General features: G+C 47.8%; 8 protein-coding genes. 2 read left to right on the forward strand and 6 right to left on the reverse strand.

Annotated features, from left to right (window positions below):
* The first annotated feature begins 116 nt into the window (after window positions 1–116).
* Entirely contained in the window at window positions 117–2,342 is a 2,226-nt protein-coding gene (locus MKY92_RS27930) for a methyl-accepting chemotaxis protein (RefSeq protein ID WP_339298356.1), read from the forward strand.
* 119 nt (window positions 2,343–2,461) lie between these two features.
* Window positions 2,462–3,463 carry a GTP 3',8-cyclase MoaA gene (gene moaA / locus MKY92_RS27935; RefSeq protein WP_339298357.1) on the forward strand — a complete coding sequence of 334 codons (1,002 nt, stop codon included), beginning with the start codon at window positions 2,462–2,464 and terminating at the stop codon, window positions 3,461–3,463.
* Window positions 3,464–3,631: 168 nt separating this feature from the next.
* Here moaA and MKY92_RS27940 read toward each other — a convergent pair whose 3' ends face one another.
* The 6 genes from MKY92_RS27940 to MKY92_RS27965 all read right to left on the reverse strand — a co-directional run bounded on the left by MKY92_RS27940 (window position 3,632) and on the right by MKY92_RS27965 (window position 12,203).
* Window positions 3,632–4,459: a carbohydrate ABC transporter permease gene (locus tag MKY92_RS27940; RefSeq protein WP_017691892.1), complete on the reverse strand. Its 828-nt coding sequence runs from the start codon at window positions 4,457–4,459 to the stop codon at window positions 3,632–3,634.
* Complete coding sequence (locus MKY92_RS27945; protein ID WP_339298358.1) at window positions 4,456–5,340, reverse strand: sugar ABC transporter permease; 885 nt, start codon at window positions 5,338–5,340, stop codon at window positions 4,456–4,458. The genes MKY92_RS27940 and MKY92_RS27945 overlap by 4 nt, the downstream gene beginning before the upstream one ends.
* Before the next feature lie 186 nt (window positions 5,341–5,526).
* Complete coding sequence (locus MKY92_RS27950; RefSeq protein ID WP_339298359.1) at window positions 5,527–6,807, reverse strand: extracellular solute-binding protein; 1,281 nt, start codon at window positions 6,805–6,807, stop codon at window positions 5,527–5,529.
* Between the two features lie 147 nt (window positions 6,808–6,954).
* Complete coding sequence (locus tag MKY92_RS27955; RefSeq protein ID WP_339298360.1) at window positions 6,955–8,064, reverse strand: response regulator; 1,110 nt, start codon at window positions 8,062–8,064, stop codon at window positions 6,955–6,957.
* Window positions 8,061–9,851, reverse strand: a complete 1,791-nt coding sequence (locus tag MKY92_RS27960) for a sensor histidine kinase (RefSeq protein WP_339298361.1) — start codon at window positions 9,849–9,851, stop codon at window positions 8,061–8,063. Before MKY92_RS27960 ends, MKY92_RS27955 begins: the two co-directional genes overlap by 4 nt.
* Window positions 9,852–10,199: 348 nt before the next feature.
* On the reverse strand, window positions 10,200–12,203 hold the full coding sequence (locus tag MKY92_RS27965) for a beta-galactosidase (RefSeq protein WP_339298362.1): 2,004 nt from the start codon (window positions 12,201–12,203) through the stop codon (window positions 10,200–10,202).
* Window positions 12,204–12,229: the final 26 nt, after the last annotated feature.

Raw genomic sequence — 12,229 nt, forward strand, 5'->3', positions numbered from 1 at the left:
CGTACGATCATTTGTATTTATTGAATGAATATTCGGAAAATATGACATATCCCCTCGTATTCTTGTTCGTTTTCTTGTATAAAGATTGAATATAGAATCCAGAAATCGGGGTGGTCATGATGTTTGATTGGCTGGGATGGAGAAAAGGATTGCCGCTGTGGCGATCGTATCGGTTGAACGCACATATGAAGGAAGATGTGGAACAGATTTTTGAGGGGATTGCCGAAACGAGACGGCAGCTTATGATGGACTGGGCAGATGAACAATGGAATCACCTGGACCGCTTGCTCCAACAGATACAGTCAGTTCAATTACCGGATGTATTACAAGATTCACAGCAACTAAGCAAACTAGATGCATGGTTTCAATCCAGTTATATTCGAGCCGTAGACAGTACGGAGCTATTCATGCTGAACGAACAGAATCAGGTGGTATTCTCTACATATAAGAAACATATTGGACAGATCTATGAAAATTACGAAGCTTTAATTGGACCAGGATTGAAATACTCCAGAGCAGATCGTCATGGCAAAAAATGCTTGTATGGCCCTTATTCCGATCCACTGACGTTGGATATTGGACCACGCTCGTCCGCTTTTCACGATGATGTCACCTTGCTGTTTATCAACCCAATTCTACAGGAAGGTCGATATGTTGGTTCATTATGCAGTCGTGTTCCCGGGGATGTACTCGGTGACCTGATTCAACGAGAATCAGGCCATATCTATCCTGATTCCGGTGACAATTACCTCTTTATGGCTGAGTCGATATTACGGCCCCATCTGCAACCCGGTACCGCCTTGTCCCGAAGCCGCTTCGAGGATCGTACTTTTACACATGGGGAAAATCTCAAAGATGGTGTCACCACCGAATGGGGTATCGTTTCCGTTAAGGAGCATACCGAGCTGGAACTCATGTTCACTGATCCGTCGACCGGAGAACTGCACCCCGGAGTAGCAAACACCATTCAGAATGGTTCCAATCTGTTTGTAGCTTTTCCCGGCTACTCGGATTACCGCCATATTTCTGTGATAGGCAAAGGCATCACCTTCCAGCTGCCACACTGTCCTGATCGCTGGGGTATGATGTGTGAAGGGGATCTGGAGGAAGTGTATCGGATACGAAGCATCGGCTGGCGCCAGTTCAAGCAGCACAGTCTCTTCACGCTTTTGTCAGGCGTTGCAGGAGCCGCCCTTGTTTATGCCTTCACTGGTAGTGGTTGGAGCGCGGCAGCAATGGCAGTTTTTAATGTGTTATTCGGATTCTACACTGCATTACAGCTGCATCGCACCCAATATCGACGAGTTCATGAAGACTTGCGTCGCATCAGCCGATTTATTCGAATTAACGCCGAAGGCAGGGGTGATCTGACCCAGCGCCTGAACACGTCTGCTTTTGCCCAAGACGAATCGGGTGAACTGGCGAAGTGGATCAACAACATGATTGACTCTCTGGAAGGCATTATGCTGAAGGTACAACTTGCCACGGTAGACGTTATGGATAACCAGTATCAGATGCGAACTTCAACAGAGACAACCCAGGGTACGACTGAGCGTGTGAACCACAAGCTTGGTTCGATGATTCAGGCCATTCGCACCCAACTGGAAGATCTCGATCAGGCCAAGATCGCTGCCGATCACATGCGCATAACGCTGCAACAACTGGAGACCTCTGCAACCGAACAGATCGGCGTGGCCCAGCAGGAAGTGGAACGAATCGGTGACAAAATGACCCAAATCTCAGGAGCGGTATCGGATACCAACCGTACCATCCTGTCCTTCATAGATACGATGAAAGAAATTTACCGTGCACTGGCTGTCATTGATGAAATTTCAGCTCAGACCAACCTGCTGGCTCTGAATGCCACCATTGAAGCTGCACGCGTGGGAGAACATGGCCAAGGCTTCTCAGTCGTGGCAGGGGAAATCCGTAAGCTGGCCGAGTTGTCCCGCTCTTCAACTGAAAATATTCATCAGATTCTGGACCGAATCTCAACGGCAGCAGGAGCCGCATCTCAATTAATCACAGAGGGAGATCAGGTACTTGCTGAAGGAACAACACTGGTTCAGGCCGCTTCGCAACTTCTGCAAAATGCTACCGCTGAAGAACCTGAGCGCACGCAAGTCGTGGATCAAGTGGTCATGCTGATGGAGAATATTGCTGCAATCAGCCATCAAAATCGGGCGACTTCTGCTGAGGTAGAAGCAGAGATGATGGAGCTGATCCGTGATATGTTGCAGGTTCAGCATTCTTCTCATAATGTGGAAGTCATTACTGTCTTTCTGCAACAACTCGTGGGTCAATTCCATCTGAATCACCCCGCCAAAAATGCTGTCATCTGACGTCATCGTTGACGCGGATTGGAGAAATAGCTAAAATTTGATGCAACTGTTCCTTTTGAAATTGTCGTATCATTTATAATAGAAGATTTCCAATCTGAACCGATGAAAGGGTGGTCTGCATGGAACTGCTTCAGGATTCATTTGGCCGGATACATGACTACATCCGTATTTCTGTTACGGACCGCTGTAATTTACGCTGTGTGTACTGCATGCCTGCAGAGGGTATGGAGTTTGCTCCACATGATGAGATTATGAGCTACGAAGAAATAGCACAGGTGCTGAAGGTACTTGCCCCGATGGGCATGCGCAAAGTCCGACTCACCGGGGGCGAACCGTTGGTACGCAAGGATCTGCACAAGCTCATCAGCATGATCTCGGCGATTGACGGGATTGACGATATTGCCCTGACTACCAACGCTCTTCTGCTGGACAAACAAGCTCAGGCGTTAAAAGATGCTGGGTTGAACCGGATTAACATCAGTCTGGATTCCCTGCGCGCTGATCGCTTCTCTATGATTACCCGTGGCGGGGATGTGAACAAGGTACTCAAGGGCATTGAGGCTGCAACAGCCGCTGGTCTCGCTCCGATCAAGTTGAATGTCGTGCTGATGAAGGGTATCAACGATGATGAGATCAAGGATTTTATTGCCATGACGATTGATCAACCTCTTCATGTGCGTTTTATTGAATATATGCCGATTGGACAGGCTTCGGATTCATGGCGCAAATCTTATTTGCCGCTGGAAGCCGTGACAGATGTATGTGCTGAAGCAGGCTGGACGGTAGAAAATACAACAGGCCCTGCGGGCAATGGCCCATCACGTAATATGAAAATTGCGGGATCCGAAGGCACATTTGGATTGATTCATCCCGTGAGCGATCATTTCTGTGATAACTGCAACCGACTTCGACTAACCGCTGACGGACATATCAAAGCCTGCCTCTACTGGTCAGATGAGTATAATGTTCGCCGCTTCGTGGATGATCCGAATGCCATGGCCGCGCTTTTCCTCAAAGCGCTGGGTACGAAACCAAAGAATCATGAGATGGCTCTGGCTTTGGAACAAAAAATGCAATCTCACACGCCGACGGTACGGCGCATGTCCCAGATTGGCGGATAGCACTTGTTTCATGGATGATGCATGCTGGCGGTATATACCTTTACGTGAATCAGCATTCATTGCTGGAAAATAGAACGTTGTACTAGGACTACATGGATGACCAAGTTCAGCATCCATTTCTAACTCCCCGTGCGTTACTGCTACGGGGAGTTTTATTTGTCAAATGTTTTACCCCTTTACAGCACCCTCTGCAATACCCTCCATGATGAACTTCTGGAAGAACGCATAGATCAGAATAACCGGAATCGCAGTCAGTACCAAGGAGGACAGAATCAACGGCCATTCCTTGTTATATTCACCAAACAGCATGTTCGTGGACAGAATCAGCGTATAACGATTCACATCGGTCAGCATGAGTAGTGGCAACAAAAAGTCATTCCAGATCCACAGGAAGTCCAGAATCGCGATGGTGACTGTGATCGGCAGCAAGAGTGGGAAGATAATCTGGAAGAATGTCTGGAACTCATTACATCCGTCCATCTGAGCCGATTCCTCCAATTCACGCGGAATAGACTTCACAAACCCGTGATAGAGGAAGATTGCCATGTTCACACCAAGTCCGATATAGATCAGGGCCAATCCGTACGTGCTTCCCTGTACACCCATGCCTTTGGCTACCCGTGTCAGTGGAATCATGATTGAGTGGAACGGTACCAGCATGGATGCAACAAACAGGAAGAAGATCAGGTTGCTCAAACGTCCGGAGGTACGTGACAGCTTGTATCCCGCAAGTGAGGCACAGAAGACAATTCCCCCGATCCCCAGAAAGGATACAATCGCCGAGTTCATCGAACTGCCCAGCAGATTGATTTTGTTAAACGCGTCCGAATAATTCTCCCAGTGCAACGTTGTTGGCAGCGCGATAAAGGACTGGAACATCTCACCCTGTGTTTTGAAAGAGTTCACAACCGCCATATAGATCGGCAGCATGGCGACGAGAGAGCCCAGGATCAGAAGCAGTCGAATCAGATAACTGTTCAGTCGTTGCATCCTCATGCTTCCACCTCTTTCTTCTTCATGACGGTGATCTGGATGAGTGTAAAGATGAGTACGATGATGAACAGCACAACCGATTTGGCACTCGCATAGCCGTATCTGAAGTTATTGGAGAACGCTTCTTCATAGATGTTCATCGTGATAACCTGCGTGCCCCGGCCCGGTCCGCCACCAGTCAGTCCATACACCACTTCGAACACTTTGAATGCTCCGTTCAACGTCAGGAAGAAACAGATGGTCACGGCATGAGTAATCATCGGCAACACCACATTGCGAAGTACCTGGAATGCATTGGCCCCATCAATAACAGCCGCTTCTTTGAGACTTTTTGGCACTCCCTGGAGAGCAGCCAGATAGATGATCATCATATACCCTACACCGTTCCAGAGCGATACGATCAGAATGGAGTAAAATGAAAACTTCGGATCACCCAGCCATTGCTGGTCGAGGAACGAAAAGGCCAGTTTCTCTGCGAGCTGTGGCAGCACCTGAGAGAAGATGAAGGTCCACATGAAAGCACTGATGATTGTACTGATCATGTTAGGCATGAAGAACAGCGTCCGAAAGAGCCCTTTGCTGCGCGTTCGTGACTCAATCAACACGGCGAGCAGCAAGGCAATTCCGTTTTGCAGAATCAGCATAAATATTACATATTTCATCGTGAACCACAGAGAGTTCAGAAAGTCGGGATCTTCTTTGAACAATTCCACAAAGTTGCCCAGACCGATAAAGCTGTAATCCCGATTAAGTCCGTTCCAATCTGTCAGACTATAGAACATGCCACTAAACGTGGGATACAACAGGAAAATCGCATAGATGACAAAGGCAGGCGCAGTGAACGCGAGCAGTGACAGATACTTCTTGAACACATTCGTAGCCATAGGTTCTCCCCCTTTTCACTCGAAGCGGATGATTGTAAACGTGGGAACGAAGAACGTTCTGCCTGCCGTATCATCTGCTTGGAGACTGTAACGAAATAAAGTACCGCTAATTTGTTGATTACCCTCCCAAAACCATTGAGATTTTGTCAACAAAACAGAAGCAGGTACTCTATTCCTCACAGCTCCTTACTTGTTGACTTTGTTGTAGGATTTCCACGCCTTGTCGAGCGCATCGATAACCTGCTGTTGATTTAATTGCCCAGAGTAGTAGCCTTGCAACGCTTTGCCTGACTCGTCTTTCACCGCTTGAGGGAGGGATGGGTCCTCATATGCTTTACCTTCACTCACATATTTCTGAGCATCGTCTACCCACGGGAAGCTCTTGAAGTCATGGATCTTGGCAATCGGATTGAACTTGAGTGCTTCGAAGAATGCACTTGAATCCTTGTCATCGAGAATGTAGTTCACGAAATCGAGTGCCACTTCTTTGTTTTTGCTAGATGATGATACTGCCAGTGAAGTGGAGGTGCTCAGATTGATTTTGGTATCATCCGGATTGTCATTGATCGGCATGGGTGCTACACCAAAATTCAGGTCCGGGTTGGATTTCAGAATGGTCTCGGCAAACCATGGTCCCTGAATCCACATCGCGGCGCTTCCTGATGCGAAGGCTGCTGAACCATCATCTCCGCCCACTTCCAGCGCTTTGTCCGTGCCATTGGCATTGACGAGATCGAAGATGTCAAACAATGCTTTCATATCGGAGAATGAACCCTGATCCTGATTCATCTTCTCCACGAAGTCTTTGTGCTCAGACTGAGTTAATGCACCCACGGTAAGTGGCAGGAATAATTGCGGAATCCAGGCTTCTTTGTAGGACAGTTCAAACGGTGTAATGTTGGCTGCTTTGAGTTTCTCCACGACCGCTTTCATTTCCGTTAACGTCGTTGGCACTTCCAGCCCTTGCTCTTTGAAAATATCTTTATTGTACAGATAGCCCCATGATACTGTTTCCAATGGAACAGCTACGATTCTGCCCTCCGCATCCGTTATGGAAGGTTTAACCGAATCCAGCAGCTTATCGACAAAAGGTTGGCCCGACAGGTCTTCCAGATAACCAGCTTTGCTGAATGGTGGAATCTCATTGACTGCATGCAGAGCGAACACATCCGGTGCATCATTGGAGGCGAGGCGAGTCTTCAGAATCTGAGGGGCATTGTCCGCTGGCGGCATCTCCAGTTGCACGTTCACCTCAATGTTTTTCTCTGCTTTCTCCTTGGCTTTGAACTGTTCTATATATTTATCGTAGTGTTCTTTCAGCCGAGGTTGTGCAACGAATACTTTGAGTGATACCGTGCTGCCTGACGCCGATTCCTCCTGCTCATTGTCCGTTCCTGCATTGGAACCGCAACCTGCGAGCAGAACACTGACAAGTACCGCACTTGCTACACTTTTCCATACTTTCATCTCTTATGACCTCCCGGTGTGTAACTGGTTTGTCTTTCATAGGCTCATTATATATCAGAAAATGAAAGCGCTTCATTGGACAAAATTAGACTGGTGTATTGGATTATTTTAAACCTTAATCCTGCCGCAAATGCTCTCTCGAACGTCTCATTCCGTACTACTGCCTGATTCACCTGATATACGAGCCTGTCCCTTCCGCATCTCCCCTGGAGATATTCCGAAATGCTTCTTAAACACTCGATAGAAGTAGGACACATCCTCATAACCCGCCATCTCGGCAACATGCTTGAACGGAATCTGTTCGTCCATCACCCACTCTTTCGCTCTCGTCATACGTAATTGGACAACATAGTCGGTCACGTTCACCTCATACTCTTTCTTGAATACCTTGCTGAGATATTCCTTGCTGACAAAAAAGATCTGGGCGAGCTGCTCCAGGGTAATCATCTCCATACAGTGCTGCTCCATGTATTGCTTCACCTCGTCCAGGTTCAGCTTGTTCTTGAACTTACGCTGCGCAATGAGCTGCTCCAAAGCCTGATAGTACGGAGTCGAAATCCATGCGATCGTGGATTCGATGGAAGCCAGTGCAGCCGCAGGAGGCAGCGCTGTTGCCACTGGCCGCTCGTACAAGCCGTTGGAGACGCACAACTCATCCAGCAAAGCCTGTAATTCATAAGCCACCCGCCCAAGCTGCCGGGGTCTGTTAATCTCGCATCGTTCCAGCTTCTGCTGTAATTGTTGGAACCACTCACGCAGACTCTGAACGTTCAGGTCATTAAACCGCAGACGGGCCTGCTGTTGAAACAGGGAGAACTCACCTGCGAACGAAGATGGGTACGACTCCCATGATTCAGGCGCAGATTCCACCTTCTCCAATTCTTTTGCACATTTGGCAAGTACACCATTCAGTTCATCCGGATTCACCGGTTTGAGCAGATAATCTGCAGCCCGATGGCGAATCGCATGTTTGGCATAATTGAAGTCATCATACCCGCTTACTACGATTACCTTGATCCGAGGGTATTGTCCGCTCAACGTCTGTAGCAGCTCCACACCGTCTGTGCCGGGCATGCGCATGTCCGTAATGATAATGTGAGGCTGATGCTGCTTGACCAGTTGTATGGCCTGCTCACCATCCTCTGCCTCACCTGCAACGGTCATGCCAAGTTCATTCCAATCTCCCAGGTTGCGCAGAATATCCCGGTTCCACGGTTCATCATCTACCAGTAGCACTCTGTACAGTTCCTTGTTCACAAGGCTTCGCCTCCTGTATTGCAGGGAATTCGTACCGTAACGCTTGTCCCCTGTCCATATTCACTTTCCATGCTCATCCCGTAATCAGATCCAAAATGCATTATAATTCGCGAGGCCGCATTGACCAGTCCAATACTTGTACCTGAACTCCACACCCGATCTGCCTGCCGGGTAAGCCGCTCCAGTCTGGACTGCATCTCCATTAGTTTCTCAGCATCCATACCCATACCGTTATCACGAATTCGAATGGTTACATCTGTAGGTTCACAGACGACCTCAATACCCAGCTTCCATTCGCCCTGTTTCTTCTCCAGACCATGCAAAAATGCATTCTCCACAATGGGTTGCAAAGACAACTTGGGGATGTAACACGCCCGAAGTTCTCCGTTAATTTCCAGTGTGTATTCAAGCCTTCCGGCAAAGCGCTGCTTCTGAATCAGCATATAATGCTCTAACTGATCGAGTTCAGACTGCAGAGGGACAAGTCCATCCGGCGCTCGCACAATATAACGAAACATCTCGCTCAAGGCTCGAATGACCTTGTAACTGTCTGCCGGTTTTTGCGAGTAGACCATGCCGCCAATCATCTGCAGCGTATTTTGCAGGAAATGAGGATGGATCTGGGATTGCAGTGCTTTGAGCTCGGCCGTCTGCTTCTCCAGATTCATTAGGTAATTGTCGCGAATATGTTCCCGAATACGACTAGCCATGCCGTGCAGATTTTTCTCCAGCAGACCAATCTCATCTACCCGACCGCTTCGCACCACTTCCCTGTCCTTGATCAGTTGAATACCCTTCATGGAATTCGCCAATCTGACAATGGGCTTTGATGTGCGCCAGGCAACCAGCGCAGCTAGTCCCACAGATATGACGGTAGCCAGGCCACCCACGACCAATCCATATTTCATCGTGTCCAAAGCACTTTCGTTAACAACATGGGCAGGTACAATCTTGATCACACGTAGTCCTGACGGCTCGATGGAGTGAAAGAATACATATTCTTTGGCTGTCCGGATGAAGCCCGAACTTTCTTTTGTGCCTGCCAATTTCTCCAGTGCTTCCACAGACGGCTGTATCTCTTGATTTGGCTGATAGACCGGACTGCCCGTGTTGTCCGCAATGTATACCGCATAGTCTCCCCGGCTATCCAGCAGCTCCAGAGTCTGGTTGAACTCAGCCCACTTGACCTCCAGACTGATGGCGCCGATCTGTGCCTGATCCTCGAAGCGGTTCATGCTGCGAGTCATGTGAAACTTCTGCGGATCGTCTGGATCATTGATAATCGTAAAATCCTTATGTTGTGCAAAAAGCTCATGATATCCTTCCGGTATTTCCGATACCGCCTTGATGCGAGAATCCATGGAGTTGAAGGTGAACAGGGTGTCCAATTCCTTCAGATACAGTTCAACGCCAAATACATAATTGCCGGCAGAATAGTATACACTGTTCAACATATTAAACATGGCCTTCTGTTCATCGAATCGGCTGGCTGCCGGCGCTTCTTCGTTCAACGCCAGATATTGATGCAATTCGTCACTGATCTGAATGGAATAGATAATATTGTTCATGCGGGCGAACTGTTCACCCAGATAGATCGAGGCCCAGTTCATATTGGCTCGGTTGGTCTCCATAATCTCCTCTTCCATGGAAGAGCGGGTATTCTCGGCTGCCATAGCGGTCATGGCAATGACGGGCACAACGGCCAGCAGCGTCATGGTAAGAATCAATTTATTGCGAATGCTGCGTTTGAAAGGATCTATCAGCTTCCGATAACATTCGGTAAACACAGCGCATCCACTCCTGAGCTAAAATAAGACAAACGCCCCAGCATGGAAGCCGAGGGCGCTTTGGTCTTTATATTCTTTTGGAAATGTTGAAATATCACGTTATACAATAGAATGAATGGTTACACGAGATCACTACGTGGTCAGAACAACCCTCTGATCGCTGTTATCACCGGATTTTTTTGATTCCCTTTTCTAAGGGGAAAATCCGTTGATAAAGGCGAGGTATATGCTTCCGATGCAGCTTTCTTTCAGAAAGCTTTTAGCTCCGCTTCCTCAGGTTATTTCTGCCCTCTCCGTTAACGTGCACATGTTAAATTCAACTTATATACCTATATTTATTATTTCCTATTATTGTTCGACAATCCGTATGCCCCATGGTTCCAGTTCGATCTTCTCTCCTTCAGTAATCGGGGTTCCTGCCAGAAGTTCAGTTCCTTCCCCATAAGCATTCACGAAGGATGTTGCCTCATCTGCATAATTGAAATAATAGCGAATTGTGCTCCCTTGATCGTTCACACCTGTCTTCACAATGATAGGAAAAGCCAGTTCCTGATCAGATCCCCATACACCCGCTTCCTTCATGACACGTTCCAACACCTTACGGATCACCGCAGAACTGGTGTAACAGCCGACATAGGTTGCTTTGCCTTTTCCATAGGCATTCTGGGTAATTGCCGCATATTCACCCCAATGTGGATGATCATACCAAGCGAGTACTTCAGCAGTTGTTGGTGTAATTAGTTCCATCCAGGTATGAACCTGGTTCTGCTCTTCACCAACCTCGAATGGATCATCCCGCAGCGAGACATGTTTTGGTTCTACAAATAGGTTATAGCTGATCCCGCATGCCTCACTGATCAGGCCGGGCTGGCGGGTAGAGCGTACCTTGATATGCTCATTTGTGAATCCGCTTTTGAACGAGTAGACGATATGTCCGCCATCCTGTACGAATTGATTCAATTTTTCCAGCAGTGCATCCGAAGCAGCATACAGAGCAGGTACAACGAGCACATCATATTCCGCATAACTCTCAACAGACGGGTCGATGAGGTCACAGCCAATGTTCATTTTATACAATTCATCGTACATCCATCGCACCACGTCATTGTAGTTCTTGTCACTGGTGAAATTAAAACCAAACCACTTGATCGATGTCAGCGCCTCATTGCTGAACAGCACAGCCACCCGATTTTTTTTCTTCAGATTAACGAGCTTTGGACTAAGACGGGCAAAATCCCTGCCAATGGTCTTCGCTTCGTTGTACACTGGATTCGGTTCAAAGTCATGACTGAGCAATCCTTTCCAGTACGTCTCAAAGGAATTGTGCAACGAATGCCAGTGCCAGTATGCGACCATGTTTGCTCCTGATGCCAGATGACTGAATGCCTGCAAACGTAGTTGTCCCGGATAAGGAACCCAATGCCAGAACGCCTGCGCTTCAGTCTCCAGTACCAGATAGTTCGATTGTTTGGTGGAACGTGCCACATCCCCGCCGAATGAAATTTCAATGCCCGTCAGATCATCCTGGGAAGGATGGTAGATGTCCACACTGGTAATGTCAAAAGGTTTCGATGCGGCAAAATGATCCACATCCCCTTGAATGCCGTACGAATATCCACGCCAGTCAAAGTCGAAATTCTGGGTAACAAACTGTCCTTCCTGTTTGTATTCATTCACGATCCCCACTTGCCAAGCCAAAAAGTTGGTTACCAGCTGTCGCTGGAACTTGGCAAATTCAGCGCCCAGACTGCCGTTAATCGTTCCTACCACAGACGGGAAGTCCTCCCAGCTATTGATTCGATTGCTCCAGTAGTCGAGGCCAAATTCCTTGTTAAGCTCATCCAGAGAACTGAACTTGTTCCGCATATATTTGACGAATTGCAGTTGTACATTATCTCCGGCCGTATTGTAATGCTTTGTCTCGTTATCTGTCTGATAACCGATGACCGCTGGATGTGTGCTTACCCGAGAGATTAGCTTGCGAATGATCCGTTCGGCATAGAATAGATAGGTTGGGTGTGTAATATCCATAATCTGTCTTGCGCCGTATTTACCAGGTCCCTGAGAGGTGGTAGCCAGCACGTCCGGATGTTCCTTGACCATCCATGTTGGAACAGCATACGTTGGTGTCCCGACGATAACCTGAATTCCCGCTTCATGCATGGCATCCAGCACACGGTCTACGGAAGAAAAGTCAAATACGCCATTCTGCGGTTCATGGGTACTCCAGGTTGATTCTGCAATACGGACTACGTTGATGCCTGCATCCTTCATCATCTGAATATCCTTGTCCAATCTTTCGTAAGGCATATATTCATCATAGTAGGCTACACCATATAATAATTTGTCCATGACTTAATCTCCTTTTTAGGTGGAAA

This window comes from Paenibacillus sp. FSL R5-0623 (genome assembly GCF_037974265.1).
In the GTDB taxonomy this organism is placed as follows: Bacteria; Bacillota; Bacilli; order Paenibacillales; family Paenibacillaceae; genus Paenibacillus.

Coding starts and splice junctions, on each gene's coding strand:
- MKY92_RS27930 (WP_339298356.1), top strand. CDS start 117: ATGATGTTTGATTGGCTGGGATGGAGAAAAGGATTGCCGCTGTGGCGA.
- moaA (WP_339298357.1), top strand. CDS start 2,462: ATGGAACTGCTTCAGGATTCATTTGGCCGGATACATGACTACATCCGT.
- MKY92_RS27940 (WP_017691892.1), bottom strand. CDS start 4,459: ATGAGGATGCAACGACTGAACAGTTATCTGATTCGACTGCTTCTGATC.
- MKY92_RS27945 (WP_339298358.1), bottom strand. CDS start 5,340: ATGGCTACGAATGTGTTCAAGAAGTATCTGTCACTGCTCGCGTTCACT.
- MKY92_RS27950 (WP_339298359.1), bottom strand. CDS start 6,807: ATGAAAGTATGGAAAAGTGTAGCAAGTGCGGTACTTGTCAGTGTTCTG.
- MKY92_RS27965 (WP_339298362.1), bottom strand. CDS start 12,203: ATGGACAAATTATTATATGGTGTAGCCTACTATGATGAATATATGCCT.